Below are 18,652 nucleotides of genomic sequence, written 5' to 3'. Positions count from 1 at the left end.
CCACCCCTCCACGCCCGGCCCGTTCACACCTCGACCAGCACCGCGCCCGTATGGCTCCCCCGCGTCAGTTCGCACAGGGCTCGCGGTGCCCGGTCGAGCCCCTGGACGCGGGTGTGGGCGAAGACCAGGGAGCCGTCCCGCAGGCCGCGCCCGAACTCCCGCGTCCACTCCCGGAGCAGGTCGGGGTGGTCGACCAGCGAGAAGCCCCGCAGCGTGACCCGGCGCGTCACCATGAGCGCGGAGTCCAGCTCGACCGGCGCCGCCACGCCCGGGCCGTCGCCCAACTGCCCGGAGAGCGCGCCCACCAGCGCGAACCGGGCGCCGGTACGGGCCACGGCGAGCGCCGCGCGCAACTGCTCGCCGCCGACGAGGTCCAGCAGGACGTCGATGCCGTCCGGCGCCGCGCGGCGGAGCTGCTCCTCGGCCGACCCGGTGCCACGGAGCACCACGTCGTCGTAGCCGAGCGTCTCCCGGAGACACCGGATCTTGTGCGCGGAGCCCGTGCCGCCGATGACGCGGGCCGCGCCCAGCCGCTTGGCGAGCAGCCCCGCCACGCTGCCGACGCCGCCCGCCGCCCCCGTCACGAACACGGTGTCGCCCGGCCCGACCCGGGCGACCCGGGTCAACGCGCCCCAGGCGACGGCCCCCTGCGACAGATGCGCGGCGGGGTCGGGCAGCTCCCCCGGTGCGACGCGCTGGGCCTGCGCCTCCGCCACGGCCGCGAACTCCCGCCAGCCGTACGGGTGCACCACCAGGTCGCCGGGCGCGAAACCGCCGCCGGAAGCCCGTACGACCTCGCCGACGGCCGGTCCCCACAGCGCCTCGCCCGGCACGAAGGACGGCATCGGCAGGTCGGCGTCGGTCATCATCGAGCACATCGCCGCGGTCACGGTCATGGTCCGGTTGCGTACGAGCAGCCGGCCCGGGCCCGCGGCGGGTAACGGCGCCTCGGCGAGCGTGAAGTGCTCCGGTCCGAGGGCTCCCCGGAGGCGGGCGGCGAGGCGCACCTCCCGGTGGGTGGCGGGGAGGGCCGGGGCGGCAGCGGCGGACGGTTCGGGGACGGCGTGGGGCGTGGTCAAGACGAAGGCTCCTGTGAGGTCGGTGGGGTCCGGCGGAACACACGGCGGAGTACTGCCGCCCAACCCGGTTTCAATACCGCATGGTTGGCTTTTTTAGGGCGCCGAAAATAGACTGACAGACCGGACTCATAAGGTTGCCCCCAGCACGACACCCCCCAGAGAGCATACGGAGGACGATCGGTGGTCAAGCAGGAACGCGCAGTGCGCACGCGGCGTGCCGTCCTCGAAGCGGCGGCCCAGGTCATCGGCACGCGCGGGTACGAAGCGGCCACGATGGCGGAGATCATCCAGCGGGCCGGTGTGACGAAGGGCGCCCTGTACTTCCACTTCGCCTCCAAGGACGCGCTCGCGCGCGCCGTCATCGCGGAACAGACCGACCCCTTCATTCCGCAGGTCACCGACTCCCGGCTACAGGACGCCATCGACTTCACGCACCGGGTGGCGGTGGCGCTGCGGGACGATCCGCTGCTCCAGGCCGGCACCCGGATCGCCGTCGAGACCACGTTCACCGACGACCCACTGGTCCCGTATCAGGCCTGGATCGACATCGTCACGACGATGTTCGCCGACGCCAAGGAGAAGGGCGAACTGCTCCCGGCGATCGTGCCGGAGCGGGCCGCGGAGTTCTTCGTGTCGGCCTACATGGGCGTACAGCTCTTCTCGCACGCCGCCTCCAACCGTCACGACCTGCCCGAACGCGTCACGGCCCTGTGGAAGCACATTCTTCCCGGGCTGGCCTCGCCGGGCGCGCTGAGCCATCTCGACCCGCACGGCCGCTCGGTGCGGACCGCGGCCTGAGGCACCCCCTGCTCAACTCCCCGCAGCGGCAGCCGTTCCAGGCGCCCCGCGCCGTTTCCCCTCTCCCTCAATAAAGCCGGTGGAAGCACTAGAAAACAAACCATCCGGTTTGTATCTTGGGCCGCGTCGGTCCGCCACCGAGGCTCACCCGGTCCGAGCGAGGTGAGCCGCCACCAGGGAGGGAACCCGCATGGCCAGCGCCACGCTCACCGCGCCGTCCACCGCAGCAGACCGCCGTCCGGCCGCCGGGCGGGAGCACCGCAGCCTCTCGGACCTGCCGCCGCTGACGACGACCGTACCGCGGCAGTACGTACACCGGAGCGCCGCGTCCGAGGTGTTCCTGACCGGCTGGCGCCGCGCGGGGGCCGACACCTGGGTGGTGCGCGCCCAATGGCCGCGCGCACACAGCTTCTACCGCCCCGTCGACGGCCTGCACGACCCGATGCTGCTGGTGGAGACGGTGCGGCAGGCGAGCATCCTGCTGAGCCACGTGGCGCACGGCGTGCCGCTCGACCACCCGATCATCTGGCAGGACCTGCGCTACTCCCTGACCCCCGAGGCGCTGCGGGTCACCGGCTCGCCCGCCGAGGTGGAACTGCACATCACCGACCACGGTCCGCTGCACCGCGGCCGGCGGCCGGCCGGCGCGCGGCTGCGGTACCGCGTCCTGCGCGGCGGCACCGACCTGGCCACCGCGGAACTGCACTTCTCCTGCCACACGCCCGCCGTCTACCGACGGTTACGCGGTGAATACGGCGACCTGCAGCGGGCCAACGCCCGCACCCTGGCCCTGGCGGAGCCGGTCGCCCCGCGCCTGGTGGCCCGCGACCGTACCGGCGACGTGGTCCTCTCCCCCACCGGCCGCGCCAACCGCTGGCAGTTGCGGGTGAACACCGCGCACCCGGTGCTCTTCGACCACCCCGTGGACCACGCCCCGGGCATGCTGATGGTGGAGGCCGCCCGCCAGGCGGCGCACGCCGCCGCGGGCCCCGCCTTCGCCCTCCCCGCCGCCATGGAGTGCTCCTTCCACCGCTACGGCGAACTGGACGCCCCGTGCTGGGTCGAGGTGACCCCGGCCGGCCACGACGCCCGGCACCGCCTCCTCCTGGACATCACCGTCCAGCAGCACGGCCGCCCGGTCTTCACGGCGCGCACGGCCGGCCGCCCCGGCCGCTGAACCGGCCACGACCGGGGGCCGGGGACGGGCACCCGCCCCTCACCCCAGCCTCAGCCGCGGCTTGGGCGCGTCCGTGCGGCCGGTGGGCGGGGTGCGGCTGCCCGCGCGGTACGGCAGGGGCCAGGCGGCGCCCGGGCCGGTGTAGTTCTGCTCGGCTGCCGCGTGGAGGGTCCAGTGGGGGTCGTAGAGGTGGGGGCGGGCCAGGGCACAGAGGTCGGTGCGGCCGGCCAGGAGGAGAGAGTTGACGTCGTCCCAGGAGGAGACGGCACCGACCGTGATCACCGGAACGCCCAGCCGGTTGCGGATGCGGTCGGCGAACGGGGCCTGGTAGGAGCGCCCGTAGTCGGGGCGCTCATCGGGGACGACCTGGCCGGTCGAGACGTCGATGGCGGCGGCACCGTGGGCGGCGAAGGCGCGGGCGATCTCCACCGAGTCCTCGGCGGTGGTGCCGCCCTCGGCCCAGTCGGTGGCGGAGATCCGTACCGTCATGGGGCGGCCGGCGGGCCAGACGGCGCGTACCGCGTCGAAGACCTCCAGCGGGAAGCGCAGCCGGGCGGCGAGGTCACCGCCGTACGCGTCGGTGCGCCGGTTGGTGAGCGGGGAGAGGAAGCCGGAGAGCAGGTAGCCGTGGGCGCAGTGCAGTTCGAGGAGGTCGAAGCCGGCGCGCGCCGCCATCCGGGCGGAGTGCGCGAACTGCTCCCGTACGGCGGCCAGTTCCGGCTCCGTCAGGGCGTGCGGGATCTGGTTGACGCCGGGGCGGTACGGGAGGGCGGAGGGCGCCACGACGGGCCAGTTGCCGTGCGGCAGTGGCTGGTCGATGCCCTCCCACATGAGGCGGGTGGAGCCCTTGCGGCCGGAGTGCCCGAGCTGCACGCCGATGGCGGTGCCGGGGGACCGCGCGTGCACGAAGTCGGCGACGCGGCGCCAGGCCGTCTCGTGTTCCGGCGCGTACAGACCTGTACAGCCGGGGGTGATGCGGCCTTCGGGGCTGACACAGACCATCTCGGTCATCACCAGCCCGGCGCCGCCGAGCGCGCGGGCGCCGAGGTGGACGAGGTGGAAGTCGCCCGGCGTGCCGTCGCCGTCGGCGGAATACAGGTCCATCGGGGAGACCACTACGCGGTTGCGCAGGGTCAGGCCGCCGAGCCGGAAGGGCGTGAACATGGGCGGGGTGCCGGCCGGGACGCCGGCTTCCTCCTCGACCGCCGCGACGAAGTCCGGGTCGCGCAGCCGCAGGTTGTCGTGGGTGACCCGGCGGCTGCGGGTGAGCAGGTTGAAGGCGAACCGGCGGGGTGGCTGGCCGACGTACTCCGCCAGTTCCTCGAACCAGGCGAGGCTGGCGCGGGCGGCCCGCTGGGTGGAGGCGACAACGGGCCGCCGCTCGGCCTCGTACGCGGCCAGCGCGTCCGGCAGGGCCGGGTGTTCCTCCAGGCACGCGGCGAGCGCGAGGGCGTCCTCGACGGCCAGCTTGGTGCCGGAGCCGATGGAGAAGTGGGCGGTGTGCGCGGCGTCGCCGAGCAGCACCGTACGGCCGTGGGACCAGCGCTCGTTGACGACGGTGCGAAACACGGTCCAGGCGGAGTTGTTGGAGCGCAGCGGACGGCCGTGCAGCGCGTCGGCGAAGACCTTGGCGCACCACTCGGCGGACTCCCGCTCGTCGCAGCGGTCCAGACCGGCCCGGCGCCAGACCTCCTCGCGCATCTCGACGATGACGGTGCCGGCGCCGTCCGGGTGCTCCGCCCCGGGGTCCGGGCGGGCGTACGGGTAGCCGTGCAGTTGGACGACGCCGTGCTCGGTCTCGGCGATCTCGAAACGGAACGCGTGGAAGGCGAAGTCGGCGGCGAGCCAGATGTAGCGGCAGCGGTGGGGGGTGACGCTCGGCCGGAAGACGTCGGCGTGTGCGGCGCGGGTGAGGCTGTGCACACCGTCGGCGGCGATCACCAGGTCGTGGCCGGCGGCGAGTTCGGCGGCGGGCGGGGCCTGGGTGCGGAAGTGCAGCCGTACGCCGAGGGAGCGGCAGCGCTCGTGGAGGACGCGCAGCAGCGTACGGCGGCCGAGGGCCGCGAAGCCGTGCCCGCCGGAGGTCAGGGTGCGCCCGCGGTGCGTGATGTCGATGTCGTCCCAGCGGACGAACTCCCGCCGGAGCGCGCGGTACACCTGCGGGTCGGCGTGTTCGATGCCGCCGAGGGTCTCGTCGGAGAGGACGACGCCGAAGCCGAAGGTGTCGTCGGGGGCGTTGCGCTCCCAGACGGTGATGTCGCGCTCCGGGTCGAGGCGCTTGAGGAGGACGGCGGCGTACAGGCCGCCCGGGCCGCCCCCGATGACGGCCACCTTCCGGGCGCCCACCCTTACTTCCCCTGCCACTTCGGGGGCCGCTTCTCGGTGAAGGCGGCGTGGAACTCGGCGTAGTCGGCGCTGGTCATCAGCAGGGCCTGGGTCGCGGCGTCCATCTCGACGGCGGCGCCCAGCGGCATGTCCAGTTCGGCGGTGAGCAGCGCCTTGGTCTGGGCGTGGGCGAGCGCGGGTCCTGCGGCGAGCCGCCGGGCGAGGGCGTGGGACGCGGCGTCCGCGCGGCCTTCCTCGGCCAGTTCGCTCAGCAGGCCGATGCGTTCGGCCTCGGGGGCGCGGACCGGTTCGCCGAGCATCAGCAGCCGGGTCGCGCGGCCGAGGCCGACCACGCGCGGCAGCAGGTAGGCGGCGCCCATGTCGCCGCCGGAGAGGCCCACCTTGGTGAAGAGGAAGGCGAAGCGGGCCGAGGGGTCGGCGACGCGGAAGTCGGCGGCCAGGGCGAGTACGGCGCCGGCGCCCGCCGCGACGCCGTGCACCGCGGCGATCACGGGGAACGGGCACTCCCGTACGGCCCGTACGACCTGGCCGGTCATCCGGTTGAAGTCCAGCAGTTGCGCGGTGTCCATGGCGAGCGTGGCGCCGATGATCTCCTCGACGTCGCCGCCGGAGCAGAAACCGCGGCCTTCGCCGCCGAGAACGAGGGCGCGTGCCGACCGTTCCCTGGAGAGCTCGGCGAGCAGGTCCCGCAGGTCGGCGTACGCCTCGAAGGTGAGCGCGTTGAGCTTGTCCGGGCGCGCGAGGGTGACGGTGACGATGCCGTCTCCCCTGGTCACGCGGATGTGCTGCCATGCGTCGGTGGTGCCGGCGGAACCTGTGAACGGGCTCATCGGGCCACTGCCCCCTTCAGCCGGACGGCTGGTGCAGACACGCGATCGAGCTTTGAAGTTATCACCGTCATGTGACTGTCGTCACGAGGGCGCGATAACCGGCCGGTGGCGTCGACAGCCGGTGGCCGCCGACGGGCACGAGGAGAACGAGGAAGCAGAAAGGGGCACGGGGGTACGGAGAAGCTCGGGGCCGAGAAAAGGCGCGGAAAAGGCCGTCTCCGGAAAGGCCGTTCGCGAAGAGGGCGTCCGCCGCTCACGGACAAAAAGAAGAGCAAGGAGGGGAACCCACTCCTTGCCACTCTTAACATATAGCGCACCGGGGGCCTTGCCGCAAGGCCCCCTTCGTGCCGCACAATCACCGGCCGAAGGCGAAATTCCGCGGAAATGGTGGTTGTGTTGATCGATGTGATCATTGCCGGTGGCGGTCCCACCGGGCTGATGCTGGCCGGTGAGCTGCGGCTGGCCGGGGTGCGCGTGGTCGTGCTGGAGCGGGAGCCGGAACCGACCAAGGTGGTCCGCGCGCTCGGCCTGCACGTGCGCAGCATCGAGGTGATGGCCCAGCGCGGCCTGCTGGACCGCTTCCTCGCGCTCGGCACGCGATACGAGACCGGTGGTTTCTTCGCGGGCATCGGCGCGTCGTGGCCCACTCGGATGGACACCGCGCACGGGTACGTCCTCGGCATCCCGCAGACCGTCACCGAGCGCCTGCTGACCGACCGCGCCACCGAGCTGGGCGTCGAGATCCGGCGCGGCCACGAACTGGTCGGGCTGAGCCAGGACGCGGACGGGGTGACCGTCGAGCTGGCCCCCGGCGGCGGGGCCGTGGGCACGCGGCTGCGCTCGCGCTACCTCGTCGGCTGTGACGGCGGCCGCAGCACGGTGCGCAAGCTGCTGGGCGTCGGCTTCCCCGGCGAGCCCGCCAGGGTCGACACGCTGCTGGGCGAGATGCGGCTGACCGCGTCGCCGGAGACGCTGAACGCGGTGATGACCGAAGTCCGCAGGACCCAGCTACGGTTCGGCGCGGGGCATCTCGGGGAGGGGTGGTACCGCGTCGTCGTTCCCGCCGAGGGGGTGGCCGAGGACCGCTCGGTACCGCCGTCGTTCGAGGAGTTCCGGCGGCAGCTCCGGGCCGTCGCGGGCACCGACTTCGGCGTGCACGCGCCGCGCTGGCTGTCCCGGTTCGGCGACGCCACCCGGCAGGCCGAACGCTATCGGGTCGACCGGGTGCTGCTGGCCGGCGACGCGGCGCACATCCACCCGCCGACCGGCGGACAGGGGCTCAACCTCGGCGTGCAGGACGCGTTCAACCTCGGCTGGAAGCTGGCCGCCGCGGTCAACGGCTGGGCACCGGACGGGCTGCTCGACAGCTACCAGGCCGAACGGCACGCGGTGGCCGCCGACGTGCTGGACAACACCCGCGCGCAGATGACGCTGATGTCCACCGAGCCGGGTCCGCGGTCGGTGCGCCGGCTGATGGCGGAACTGATGGACTTCGAGGAGGTGAACCGGTACCTGATCGAGAAGATCACCGCGATCGGGGTCCGGTACGACTTCGGCGAGGGCCACGAACTGCTCGGCCGGCGGATGCGGGACGTGGAGCTGAAGCGGGGCCGGCTCTACGAGCTGACGCACGGCGGCCGCGGGCTGCTGCTGGACCAGACCGGGCGGCTCTCGGTGGCGGGCTGGGAGGACCGGGTCGACCATGTCGTCGACGTCAGCGAGGAACTGGACGTCCCCGCGGTGCTGCTCCGGCCCGACGGCCATGTGGCGTGGGCCGGTGAGGACCAGCGGGAGCTGCTGGAGCGGCTGCCGAAGTGGTTCGGCGCCGCCGTCAGCTAGGAGTGGTGGCGGCCGGAGGGGCCGGCCGGGTATCGCCGTCCCCCTCGTCCGCGGGTCGCGTGCCGCTCCGGCCCAGCCGGGAGTGCCGCCGCCCGTAGAGCGCGTAGACGAGCGCGCCGACCGCCAGGAAACCGGCGAACTGCAGCCAGGTCGCCGGGCCCGTCCCGTAGATCAGGTAGCCGCAGAAGGCGATGCCGAGCACCGGGCTGACCGGGAAGAGCGGCACCCGGAAGCGGCGTTGCAGGTGGGGGCGGGTGCGGCGCAGCACCATGACGCTGACGTTGACCACGGCCATGACGGCCAGCGTGCCGATGGTCGTGAGGTTCATGACGACGTCCAGCGGGACCACCGCGGCCGGGATCGCGAAGAGCACGGCGACGATCCAGGTGCCCGCGGCCGGTGTGGAGGTCTTCGGCGAGATCCGTTCGAAGATCCGCGGGACGAGCCCGTCGCGGGACATCGACATCAGGATGCGGGTCTGCCCGTACATGACGGCCAGGACGACGGAGGCGATGGCGACGACCGCGCCGAAGGCGATGACGCCGCCGCCGACGGCGGAGTGGGTGACCTGGTTGACGACGAGCGACAGCGCCGCGGGCTTGTCGCCGACCTCGTCGGCGGAGAGCGCGCCGATGGCGGAGAGCGCGACCACGCAGTACAGGACGGTGACCAGTCCGATGCAGATCATGATCGCGACGGGGATGTTCCGGCGCGGGTTCTTCACCTCTTCGCCCGCCGTGGTGATCGCGTCGAAGCCGATGTAGGAGAAGAAGGCGACCGAGGCGCCGGAGGTGATGCCGGCGATGCCTTCCGGGGCGAACGGCGTGAGGTTGCCGTCCCGGAAGGCGGTGAAGGCGATGGCGCAGAACAGGATCAGGATCGCCAGCTTCAGCACCGCCATCGCGGCGGTCGCGCGGGCACTCTCGCGGATGCCGCGCACCAGCAGCACCGCGGCCAGCAGCATCACCACGACGGCCGGGACGTTGACGATGCCGCCGTCACCCGGCGGGCTGGACAGGGCGGCGGGCAACTGCCAACCGACGAGGCTGTTCAGCAGCTCGTTCAGATACTGCCCCCAGCCGACCGCGACCGCCGAGACGGAGACGCCGTACTCCAGCAGCAGGCACCAGCCGACGAGGAAGGCGGTGCGCTCGCCGAGCGTGGCGTACGCGTAGGAGTAGGAGCTGCCGGACACCGGGATCGCGCCGCCCAGCTCCGCAAAGGAGAAGGCGGTGAAGACACAGGTGATCGCGGCGAGCACGAAGGAGACGAGGACGGCGGGGCCGGACCGGGCGACGGTGTCGGACAGGCCGACGAAGATGCCGGTGCCGACGATGGCGCCGATGCCGAAGCACACGAGCTGGAAGAGCCCCATGGTGCGCTGGAGGCCGTGGCCTTCGAGATCCGCGCCGGATTCGGCGACGAGGACGTCGGGGGACTTGATGCGCAGTCCGGACGGACCTGACGGAGGCATGGGGGTGGTTCTCATCTCTGGTGGTGCGTGGTGCGTGGTGCGTGGTGCGACGCGCGGCGGGGTGGGCCGCGCGCGGAGCGGGACAGGACCGGTGGGTCCGGACCCGTGAGCCCGTTCGATGGTAGCCCGTAAACGTGCATGATCGCTCATGGGGTCGCATAGCCATGCAATACGGGCGCGCGGGGCCGCCCCGCACAGGGCGGCGCCGGGCCAGGCCGGGCACGAGGGCCGGCTTCCGCCACCGAGGCGGACCTCGGACCCCGGACCGCTCAGGCCAGGGTGGCGACCAGGATCGCCTTGATGGTGTGCAGCCGGTTCTCCGCCTCGTCGAAGACGACGGAGTGCGCGGACTCGAAGACCTCGTCGGTGACCTCCAGCGAGGTCAGGCCGTGCCGCTCGTGGATGTCCTGCCCGACGGCGGTGCCCAGGTCGTGGAAGGCGGGCAGGCAGTGCAGGAACTTCACGTCCGGGTTGCCGGTGGCGCGCAGCACGTCCATGGTGACGGCGTAGCCGCCGAGCAGCGCGATCCGCTCGTCCCAGACCTCCTTGGGCTCGCCCATCGAGACCCACACATCGGTCGCGACGAAGTCCGCGCCGCGCACACCCTCGGCCACGTCCGCGGTGATCGTGACGCGCGCGCCGCTGTGTGCGGCCAGCTCCTTGGCGCGGGTGACGACCTCCTCGTCCGGCCACAGACCCTCGGGCGCGACGATCCGTACGTCCATGCCGAGCAGCGCGCCGGTGATGAGGTAGGAGTTGCCCATGTTGTAGCGGGCGTCGCCCAGGTAGGCGAAGGCGATCTCGGTCAGCGGGCGGCCGGGCGCGTGCTCCGTGACCGTCAGCACGTCGGCGAGCATCTGGGTGGGGTGCCACGCGTCGGTCAGTCCGTTGAAGACCGGGACGCCGGCGTACGCGGCCAGCTCCTCGACGACGGCCTGGGAGCTGCCGCGGTACTGAATGGCGTCGAACATCCGGCCGAGGACCCGCGCGGTGTCCTTCACCGACTCCTTGTGCCCGATCTGCGACCCGGCCGGGTCGAGGTAGGTGGTCGAGGCGCCCTGGTCCGCGGCGGCGACCTCGAAGGCGCAGCGGGTGCGGGTGGAGGTCTTCTCGAAGATCAGGGCGATGTTGCGGCCCCGCAGGCGCGCGACCTCCTCGCCCGCGCGCTTGGCGGCCTTCAGTTCGGCCGCCAGGCCGACGAGGCCGTGGAACTCCTCGGCGCCGAAGTCCAGCTCCTTGAGGAAGTGGCGGCCCTTGAGGTCTGTCGCCATGGATGGGCTCCTAGGTCGCGGCAATCGGAATACTGGAAGTCTATACGACGCCCCGTATCTCTATTCACGGTGTCGCCGGCCACCGCCCGTACGACGCCCCCTCCTACCTTCCCCGCCGCGCGGGCTCCTCCCCTACACCGGGTCGCGTTCCACCGGGCAGCTCATACAGCGCGGGCCGCCCCGGCCGCGCCCCAGCTCACTGCCCGGAATGGTAATGACCTCGATGCCGCGCTTGCGCAGGAAGGTGTTGGTGGTGACGTTGCGCTCGTACGCCACCACCACGCCCGGCTCGACCGCCAGCACGTTGCACCCGTCGTCCCACTGCTCACGCTCCGCCGAGTGCACGTCCTGCGTCGCGGTCAGCACCCGGATGTCGTCCAGGCCCAGCGCCGCCGCCATGGCGCGGTGCATGTGCTCCGGCGGATGGTCGGTGACCTTCAGCTCCTGGTCCCCGGCGCCCGGCTCGATCGTGTACGAGCGGAGCATGCCCAGCGCCTCGTACTGGGTGAAGGTCTCGCCGTCGACCATCGTCATGACCGTGTCCAGGTGCATGAAGGCCCGCCGCTTGGGCATGTCCAGCGCCACGATCGTGCGGGCCGAGCCGGCCGCGAACAGGCCGCGCGCCAGCATCTCCACCGCCTGCGGCGTGGTCCGCTCGCTCATCCCGATCAGTACGGCGCCGTTGCCGATCACCAGCACGTCGCCGCCCTCGATGGTCGACGGGTAGGCCGCCTGCCCCTCCGACCAGACGTTGAAGCCGCCGCCGCGGAACAGCTTGTGGTGCCGGTAGATCGCCTCGTAGTGCACCGTCTCGCGCTGCCGGGCCGGCCAGCGCATGGCGTTGATGGACACCCCGTCGTAGACCCACGCCGAGGTGTCGCGGGTGAACAGGTGGTTGGGCAGCGGGCGCAGCACGAAATCGTCGAGGTCCATCACGTGGAAGCGGACCGAGGTCGGCTCCGGGTGCGCCGCCAGGTACTCCCGCTTGGTCATCCCGCCGACCAGCGCCTCGACCAGCTCGGGGACGGACAGCGAGTCGAAGACGGCCCGCAGGTGGTCGGTGGCCAGCGGCCCGTACTCCTTCTCGTGGAAGACCCGGTCCAGCACCAGCTCGCGCGCCTCGGCGACCTGGAGGGTCTCGGCCAGCAGGTCCCCGAACAGGTGGACCTCGACACCCCGGTCCCGGAGGATGTCCGCGAAGGCGTCGTGCTCGGCGCGTGCCCGGCGCACCCACAGCACGTCGTCGAAGAGCAGGGCGTCCTTGTTGGTCGGGGTGAGTCGCTTCAGCTCCAGATCGGGGCGGTGCAGGATGACGCGGCGCAGCCGCCCGGCCTCGGAGTCGACGTGGAATCCCATGCCCCCATCTTCGCCGCTGGGGGCCCGCGGCGGAGGACCACGGACGGGCCGCGACACGGGGTTCCCGCTGTCGCCGGGGCGGCTTCCGGCGGCGGCCACCGTCAGGGGGGGCCGGTCCCGGCCGCACCTGCCTGGTCCCGGACCCTGCCCGGGTTTCCGCGCCCGCCCGGTCCCGGGTCACGCCCGGGGCTGCGCGCGCGTGGTCGTGGCCGAGCGGAATGCCCGCCGGTAGGCGGAGGGGGTGGTGTCCAGGGCGGTCCGCATGTGCTGCCGCAGGTTCGTGCCGCTGCCCAGGCCGGCCCTGGCGGCGATGTCATCCACCGGCAGGTCGGTCGATTCCAGCAGGTGGCGCACGTGTTGCAAGCGGGCCGAGGCGAGCCATTCGGCCGGGGACAGACCTGCCTCCTGCCGGAACCGCCGGGTGAACGTCCGTACGCTCATGTGACAGTGCGCCGCGAGGTCCTTGAGGGACAACCGTCGGTCCAGGTGCCGCGTCATCAGCGCCCGCGCCCCGGCCGTCGACGTCCCCGCGTCCTCCGGGACCGGGTGGTCGATGTACTGCGCCTGCCCTCCGTCCCGCATCGGCGCGACGACGTTGTACCGGGCCACGCGGTTCGCCACCGAACTGCCGTGGTCCTCCCGGACCAGGTGCAGGCACAGGTCGATGGCCGCCGCGCCGCCGGCCGAGGTCAGGACCCCGCGATCGGCGACGTACAGCGGATCGGTGTCGAGGGCGACCGCCGGGAAGAGCCGCCTGAACTGCTCCGCGTAGCGCCAGTGCGTCGCCGCCCTGCATCCCTCCAGCAGGCCGGCCGCCGCGAGAACGAACGACCCGGTGCACAGGGACACCATCCGGGCCCGCCGCCCGGCCGTGCGCAGCGCCTCCGCGATACGGGCGTCCACCGCGCCGTCGTCGAGCACCTCCGGGCAGCGGGTGCCCGCGACGATCACGGTGTCGGCGTGCTCCAGCAGGGCCAGGTCGCCTTGGGGGGTGACGCCGTACCCGTTCACCGTCGGCACCGTGGAGCCGTCGGGCGTGACGGTGCGCACCTCGTAGGCCGCGCCCCCCGCGCGGGTTTCGACCATGGCCAGCATCTGGGCCGGGATGCTGAGGTCGAATGCGACCACCGGTGCGAGGGCGAGCACCACGACCTGATGGGGAGCGGTAACCGTCATGGCCCGATAGTTGCACATAGTGGCCCCTGGGCCACTTCTGTGGTGCTCGTGGGCGGAAGAGACTGAGGGCAGTTCCGCACTCCACCACACGAAAGGCGCGGTCCTCCTCATGTCCGTCCCCCCGGTCGACTCCGAGATCCAGGCCCTGCTGGAAACCACCGACGCAACCGACGCGGGCGTCTTCCCCTTCTACGGCCTGGCTTCCGTCCTCGCCGAACCCGCGCTGTACGCACGGCTGCGCGAACACCCCGATACGCCCGTCGACGAACGCGCGAAGGTCCACGACCTGTTCATCCCCGGGCCCGGCGGCCAACTGCGCCTGCGCGTCTACCGCCCGGCCACCGGCCACGACCTGCCGGTCATCCTCTACCTGCACAGCGGCGCCTTCACTTACGGCTCCCCCGAGGCCGAGGAGGGCCACGCCCTGCGGTACGCCCTGGACGCCGAAGCCGTCGTCGTCTCCGTCGACTACCGCCTCGCGCCCGAACACCCTTACCCGGCCGCGACCGACGATGCCTACGCGGCCCTGACCTGGCTCGCCGGACACGCGGCGGAGATCGGCGGCGACCCCGGGCGCATCGCCGTCGCGGGAGTGAGCGCCGGCGGGAACCTCGCGGCCTCCACCGTGCTGCGCGCCCGCGATCTGGGCGGCCCGGAGGTGGTCTTCCAGGTGCTGATCTACCCGGCCCTGGACAGCGGCATGACCAGTGCCTCGATGCGGGAGTTCACCGATACACCGGTCCTCGACCGGGACGCGGCCGAGTGGGCCTGGCGCCACTACGCCGGGGGCCGGGACCTTCCCCCCTACGGCTCCCCGGTACAGGCCGCCGACCTCAGCGGGCTGCCTCCCGCCTTCGTCGTCGTGGCGGAGGTCGACCCGCTGCGGGACGAAGGCCGCCGGTACGCCGAGCGTCTGAGCGCCGCCGGCGTCACCACCGAACTCATCCAGGCCCCGGGCGCCGTGCACGGGTTCGACCTGCTGTTCCCGACGGCCCGGGTCAGCGAGCGCAACCTGGCGGACCAGGTGCGGGCCCTGCACGAAGCACTCCATCCGTGACCGTGCCCGGCGCCCGGCTCCGCCTGTGACGGGCGGGGACCGGCTCGACGGCGGAACCTAGGAACCCGCCAGGGCGATGACGGCGATCAGGGTCACCGCGACGGCTATCACCATCAGGAGCGCGCCGACCCAGATCCGGCCGGCCGTGGCCTCGGTACGGTCCGGAGCGTCGTCCGGCGGGCGGCCGGGGCGGGGGCGCCGGGCGGGGAGCCGGAGTCCTCGTCCGACGGCCCGGCCGGCGAACCGGCGGACGCCTCGCGGCTGTTCCTCGTGCCCCGGCGGCGCCGTCATCGTCGCCGACGCCGCCGCCGTCCGTGTCACGGCCTCGAACAGCGCCCGCCAGCCCTGGTCACCGAAGCCGGTGGGCCGGCCGTCGGCGAGCAGGTGACCCAGCACCTCGCGGCCCTGCCCGTGGTGGCCGTGCCACAGGTCCGGCAGAATCTGCCGCAACAGGCCCGGGACGCTGCCCTGTTCGCTGTGCGGCCGCACCAGCCCGTCGTACAGGCGCACGGCGGTGCGGACCCGTTCCCGGCCGTCCGGCCCGGTGACCGGGTCGTCGTCGCGGCGGCCGCCGTACGGGTCGAGGAAGAGCTGGGCCCGCAGGACCCGCCCGCAGACCTCCAGCGCGTCGGCGGCGGTGCGGTGCGGAGCGCGGGCGATCAGCACCCGGGCCACCCGGTCGGCCTGTTCGGCGGGGAGGCCGCTGCCGAGCACCTCCAGGAGCACGCTGTCCGCGCTGTCGGCCAGGTAGTCCTCGGCACCGTTGCCGTGCAGTGCCTGGCGCAGCTCCCCCGCGCTCACGCCACGGACGAGCCCCGTACCGGCCCGGACGGCCCGCGAGACCGGCGGCGCGGAAACGCGGTCGAGGTCGCCGGCGCGCTGCGGGGGCCCGGCCTGCTGCTCCGGTGCCCGGCGGGGCGGCGGCTCCTGGTCGTGCCGCATGTTGTCGAACACCGGGTTGTCGTACGTCCGGCCGTCGTGGCCCGTACTCTCGTACGCCCGGCCGTCGTGGCCCGGATTGTCGTACACCCGGTCATCGCGCCCCGCGCTCTCGTACCGCTCCTCCCGGGCCCGGTCGTACAGCGGCTCGCGGGGCTCGGCCACCCGGTCCGTGCGGGCACGGCGGTGGCCCCCCGCGTGGCTGAGCCACTTCAGGGCCTCGTACACCAGGCGCACCCGTTCGTCGGGGCGTTCCGCCCCGAAGACGTGCTGCTCGGCCAGCGCGCGGCGGGTCTCCTTCAGCGCGCCGGGGTCGTAGCGGATGTCGAGGTAGTGCTCGACCAGCCGAGAGGCGGCCTCCTCGGCCGGGTCGTCGTGGTCCGGACGGGCCGGATCCAGCCGGGTCAACTGCTGGTCCTGCGTCGCCGACACGGGCCAGCGCGGTACGAAGACGTAGCGGAACGGCCCGCCGTCCCGGGTGTCGTGGGTGGCGAAGGACCAGCCGGGCAGGGCCCGGCCGGCCAGGTTCCACACCGCCCACAGGACGGGGACCGGTCCGTCGCCGCCCGTGTGGTCCAGTACGGACAGCCGCTGCCGCGGTTCGCGCAGCCGCCCGGCGAGCACCGCCGTCAGTTCGCCGGCGAACTGCTCGGTCCGGTCGGTGAGGGCCGGCGCCGCGCGCTCGGTGGCCTCCCGCAGCGCCTGGGGCGGTACGCACTCCAGGGAGCGCCCCTCGACCTCCCGCAGGTTGACGCCGCTGCCTTCCCAGCGCCAGGTGTGCAGGCCCAGGCAGCGGGCGGGTGTCAGCACGGACGCGCTGCCCAGCAGCGCGTGGGAGCAGGTGCTGGGGCGGCCGCCGCGGTCCTGGCCGGGAATGCGGCGGATCAGCAGGACCGAACTCTCGTGGCCCGGCTCCCCCCGCAGCTCCACCCGGGCCAGGCTCTCGCGCGCCCCGTCGCCGGGCACGCTCAGCAGCGAGGCGACCTTGCGGTAGATGGGCTGTAGCCCGGTCCGGTTGCCCGACCAGGCGACCGGGCCCACGCCCGCGCCGCCGACGGCGTGGTCCGCGTCCCAGCGGAAGACGATCTGGTGCACCGGCGCGTCGGTCCCGCTCACAGTCCCACCTCCTGGGGATCGGCTCCCGGCAGGAGCCCGCACATCGCGAAGACCGACAGGAGCGGGGAGAGCACCCGCCTCGGCCGTACGCCCTGGGGGAAGCCGCCGGCGTCCTCCTGGCCACCGGTGGCCGACGCGAAGTGCAGGGTGCACCGCGCGCAGTCGCTGAACGGTTTGAGCCAGGCGGGCCCGCCGTGGTGCCGCAGGAAGGCGTACACGTCGCGGCTCTCCTCGCGCAGGGCCCGCGCCGTCGGCCGGGCGCTCTCGGGCGCGGCCAGCCAGCGCGCCACGGCCGGCTCGAACCGGATCAGGTCACTCTTGCCGACGACGACCGCGGCCGCCGCGTCCACGTACGGCCCGTCGCGCGGCACCCGGTCCAGGACGGTGCCGAACGAGCGGTCGCCGAGGTCGTCGGTGCGCTGCTTGGTGCGTTCGCGTACGGCGTCCAGGTACGGCAGCGGCAGCGCGCGCAGCGGGTCGACGACGAAGAGGAACGCGTTGACGGCGGCGAGGAACCGGGTCACCCGGCCGGTGCGTTCCAGGTCCTCGCCCGACAGGTCGAAGAAGACCACGGGCCGGGTCGTGCCGCCCCTGCTGACCAGCAGCCCGTCGGCGAACTCCGCGAAGTCCGTCTGCTCGGTGTGCGCCAGCGTCTCGCCGGCCCGCAGCTTCAGCACCCGGTCGTTGAGGTAGGAGCGGTGCGACTCGGTGTGCAGCGGGGTGGCCTTGAGGCCGTGGGCGTCCAGCGCGCCGCGCTCCACCTCGCCGATCATCGAGGCGAGCAGATGGGTCTTGCCGGCCCGGGAGCTGCCGACCAGGGCCACCGTCAGCGGTTCGCCGTTGGTGAGGTAGGGCGCGGGCAGGTAGTGCTCGGGCATCCCCGCCGTGTTGCCGCACACCTGGAACGCCTCGCGCAGGGCGTCCTGGCGGCGCAGCGGGTTGTGCTCGCCCGAGAGGTCGAGGCGGACGAAGCGGCTGGTCTCGTCGCGTACGTACAGCCGGTCCTCGTCGAAGGTGATCGGGTCGAGGCAGTACGGGCACACCACCGGCCGGGGGCCGGGCGGCATCGGGTACGTGCTCACCGGCGCCCTCCCGTGCCCGTACGGCCGGTGCCGAACAGGGCGCGCAGCCCGCGGCCCGGCGTCCGGCCGGGGCCGGGCTGCGCCGCCGGGTCGTCGTCCAGCCCCAACGCCGTTCTCTTGCGCGCCAGTTCCTCGTCGAAGGCGCGGCGGCCCGGCTCCAGGGGGTCGGCCGGGAGCGGGCGCCCCTGGAGCGGGTCCTGCCGGTTGAGCATCCGCAGCACCTCGACGGGGTGGCCGCGCTCCTGGGCCCTGGGCGCGTAGGCGGTGGACAGCACCCCGAGCGCGGGCAGCCGCGCCAGGTCGCGCGGTGGCCCGTCCGGGTCCCCTTCACGGCCGGTGACCAGGTGGTACATCACCTGGGCCACGCTCCACAGGTCGTCGCGCGCGTCCGCGGTGCCGTGCCCGGCGCGCTGTTCCGGGGAGGCCCAGGGCGCCTCGCCCAGCGCCTCGCGGGGGTGCCCGGCGAAGGTGGCCGAAGCGGGCTCGGGCAGCCGGACGTGCCGGCCGTCCCACCGCACGGAGTACGGCGTCAGCCCGCGGTGCACGACCCCGATGGCCTCCAACAGCCGCACGGCCAGGACCAGTTCGCTGCGGATGCGCTCCTGCTCCTTGACCGTGGCCCGGCCCGCGAGCGCCGCCAGCGGACGGCCGCGCGCGGGTTCGTAGAAGACGAACGGCTCCCGTACGTCGAGGTGGTAGCCGCCGAACCGGGCGAAGAGCTGGTGGTACGGGGCGTCACCGAACGCCCGGCGCACGGCGAGGCCGACGCCCACCTCCGCCTCCAGCCGGTCGCGGGCCCGGTGATCGCCGCGCGCGGTGTGCGCGAGGCGGTACTGCAGCACCCGCCAGTCGTCGCCCAGCGTCATCGGCCTGGCCCGCAGCCCGTGCCGCTGCTGCCCGGGGGGCAGGTCGCCCCAGTAGGCCGCCAGCAGTCGGGCGGGCGAGCCCTCGTCCGTGAAGAAGGCGAGCTCCACACGGTCGCGGGCCGGGCGGCCGCCGTTGCCCGCGGTGCTCCCGGGTGCCTCGTCCTCGGGCGCGGCGCCGTCCTCCGGCGCGCGGTCGGATGTCCGTACCGTGTTCTGCCGGTCCGCCCACTCGTCCATGACGTCCCC

Annotated in this window: 14 protein-coding genes; 4 read left to right on the top strand and 10 right to left on the bottom strand. The window is 73.4% G+C overall.

Features of this window, described 5'->3' with window-relative positions; genetic code table 11:
• Nucleotides 1-23: 23 nt before the first annotated feature.
• The gene (locus ACH4EB_RS04345; protein WP_398345794.1) at nt 24-1,079 is read right to left on the bottom strand and encodes an MDR family NADP-dependent oxidoreductase; all 1,056 of its coding nucleotides are present in this window, start codon (nt 1,077-1,079) and stop codon (nt 24-26) included.
• A gap of 201 nt (nt 1,080-1,280) precedes the next feature.
• Here ACH4EB_RS04345 and ACH4EB_RS04340 point away from each other — a divergent pair, with 201 nt between their 5' ends.
• Both ACH4EB_RS04340 and ACH4EB_RS04335 read left to right on the top strand, forming a co-directional pair.
• Nucleotides 1,281-1,877: a ScbR family autoregulator-binding transcription factor gene (locus ACH4EB_RS04340; protein WP_398345793.1), complete on the top strand. Its 597-nt coding sequence runs from the start codon at nt 1,281-1,283 to the stop codon at nt 1,875-1,877.
• A gap of 190 nt (nt 1,878-2,067) precedes the next feature.
• Nucleotides 2,068-3,054 carry a ScbA/BarX family gamma-butyrolactone biosynthesis protein gene (locus ACH4EB_RS04335; RefSeq protein ID WP_398345792.1) on the top strand — a complete coding sequence of 329 codons (987 nt, stop codon included), beginning with the start codon at nt 2,068-2,070 and terminating at the stop codon, nt 3,052-3,054.
• Nucleotides 3,055-3,093: 39 nt separating this feature from the next.
• Here the strand turns inward: ACH4EB_RS04335 and ACH4EB_RS04330 are convergent, their stop codons facing one another.
• Both ACH4EB_RS04330 and ACH4EB_RS04325 read right to left on the bottom strand, forming a co-directional pair.
• Entirely contained in the window at nt 3,094-5,400 is a 2,307-nt protein-coding gene (locus tag ACH4EB_RS04330) for a bifunctional salicylyl-CoA 5-hydroxylase/oxidoreductase (protein ID WP_398345791.1), read from the bottom strand.
• 2 nt (nt 5,401-5,402) lie between these two features.
• The gene (locus ACH4EB_RS04325) at nt 5,403-6,230 is read right to left on the bottom strand and encodes an enoyl-CoA hydratase family protein (protein WP_398345790.1); all 828 of its coding nucleotides are present in this window, start codon (nt 6,228-6,230) and stop codon (nt 5,403-5,405) included.
• Between the two features lie 396 nt (nt 6,231-6,626).
• Here ACH4EB_RS04325 and rox point away from each other — a divergent pair, with 396 nt between their 5' ends.
• A complete protein-coding gene (rox, locus tag ACH4EB_RS04320) occupies nt 6,627-8,069 on the top strand; it encodes a rifampin monooxygenase (RefSeq protein WP_398346409.1) in 1,443 nt (480 codons plus the stop codon).
• Here rox and ACH4EB_RS04315 read toward each other — a convergent pair.
• From ACH4EB_RS04315 to ACH4EB_RS04300, 4 genes are all read right to left on the bottom strand, one after another.
• The gene (locus ACH4EB_RS04315; protein ID WP_398345789.1) at nt 8,062-9,543 is read right to left on the bottom strand and encodes an amino acid permease; all 1,482 of its coding nucleotides are present in this window, start codon (nt 9,541-9,543) and stop codon (nt 8,062-8,064) included. The genes rox and ACH4EB_RS04315 overlap by 8 nt on opposite strands.
• Before the next feature lie 269 nt (nt 9,544-9,812).
• Complete coding sequence (argF, locus tag ACH4EB_RS04310; protein WP_398345788.1) at nt 9,813-10,814, bottom strand: ornithine carbamoyltransferase; 1,002 nt, start codon at nt 10,812-10,814, stop codon at nt 9,813-9,815.
• A gap of 132 nt (nt 10,815-10,946) precedes the next feature.
• Nucleotides 10,947-12,170 carry an arginine deiminase gene (locus ACH4EB_RS04305; protein ID WP_398345787.1) on the bottom strand — a complete coding sequence of 408 codons (1,224 nt, stop codon included), beginning with the start codon at nt 12,168-12,170 and terminating at the stop codon, nt 10,947-10,949.
• 177 nt (nt 12,171-12,347) lie between these two features.
• Entirely contained in the window at nt 12,348-13,346 is a 999-nt protein-coding gene (locus tag ACH4EB_RS04300; protein ID WP_398345786.1) for a GlxA family transcriptional regulator, read from the bottom strand.
• A gap of 109 nt (nt 13,347-13,455) precedes the next feature.
• Between ACH4EB_RS04300 and ACH4EB_RS04295 the strand changes: the two genes are divergently transcribed.
• Nucleotides 13,456-14,403, top strand: a complete 948-nt coding sequence (locus ACH4EB_RS04295; RefSeq protein WP_398345785.1) for an alpha/beta hydrolase — start codon at nt 13,456-13,458, stop codon at nt 14,401-14,403.
• Nucleotides 14,404-14,460: 57 nt separating this feature from the next.
• On the opposite strand, the gene ACH4EB_RS04290 is transcribed toward ACH4EB_RS04295, so the two are convergent.
• Genes ACH4EB_RS04290 through ACH4EB_RS04280 form a run of 3 tightly spaced genes read right to left on the bottom strand, consistent with a single transcriptional unit; the run spans nt 14,461 to nt 18,643 of the window.
• Nucleotides 14,461-16,458: a hypothetical protein gene (locus tag ACH4EB_RS04290; protein ID WP_398345784.1), complete on the bottom strand. Its 1,998-nt coding sequence runs from the start codon at nt 16,456-16,458 to the stop codon at nt 14,461-14,463.
• Nucleotides 16,455-17,540, bottom strand: a complete 1,086-nt coding sequence (locus ACH4EB_RS04285) for a hypothetical protein (protein ID WP_398345783.1) — start codon at nt 17,538-17,540, stop codon at nt 16,455-16,457. Before ACH4EB_RS04285 ends, ACH4EB_RS04290 begins: the two co-directional genes overlap by 4 nt.
• Nucleotides 17,537-18,643, bottom strand: a complete 1,107-nt coding sequence (locus tag ACH4EB_RS04280; RefSeq protein WP_398345782.1) for a hypothetical protein — start codon at nt 18,641-18,643, stop codon at nt 17,537-17,539. The genes ACH4EB_RS04285 and ACH4EB_RS04280 overlap by 4 nt, the downstream gene beginning before the upstream one ends.
• Between the last annotated feature and the right edge of the window lie 9 nt (nt 18,644-18,652).

Source organism: Streptomyces sp. NPDC018045, from assembly GCF_044327445.1.
GTDB lineage: Bacteria > Actinomycetota > Actinomycetes > Streptomycetales > Streptomycetaceae > Streptomyces.
The sequence above is the reverse complement of the archived record's forward strand: the minus strand, read 5'-3'. Positions and strand labels throughout refer to the sequence as shown.

What these genes read in the sequence shown, in the direction of transcription:
- ACH4EB_RS04335 (WP_398345792.1), top strand. Translation starts at nt 2,068, where the DNA reads ATGGCCAGCGCCACGCTCACCGCGCCGTCCACCGCAGCAGACCGCCGT.
- ACH4EB_RS04325 (WP_398345790.1), bottom strand. Translation starts at nt 6,230, where the DNA reads ATGAGCCCGTTCACAGGTTCCGCCGGCACCACCGACGCATGGCAGCAC.
- ACH4EB_RS04315 (WP_398345789.1), bottom strand. Translation starts at nt 9,543, where the DNA reads ATGCCTCCGTCAGGTCCGTCCGGACTGCGCATCAAGTCCCCCGACGTC.
- argF (WP_398345788.1), bottom strand. Translation starts at nt 10,814, where the DNA reads ATGGCGACAGACCTCAAGGGCCGCCACTTCCTCAAGGAGCTGGACTTC.
- ACH4EB_RS04305 (WP_398345787.1), bottom strand. Translation starts at nt 12,170, where the DNA reads ATGGGATTCCACGTCGACTCCGAGGCCGGGCGGCTGCGCCGCGTCATC.
- ACH4EB_RS04300 (WP_398345786.1), bottom strand. Translation starts at nt 13,346, where the DNA reads ATGACGGTTACCGCTCCCCATCAGGTCGTGGTGCTCGCCCTCGCACCG.
- ACH4EB_RS04295 (WP_398345785.1), top strand. Translation starts at nt 13,456, where the DNA reads ATGTCCGTCCCCCCGGTCGACTCCGAGATCCAGGCCCTGCTGGAAACC.
- ACH4EB_RS04280 (WP_398345782.1), bottom strand. Translation starts at nt 18,643, where the DNA reads ATGGACGAGTGGGCGGACCGGCAGAACACGGTACGGACATCCGACCGC.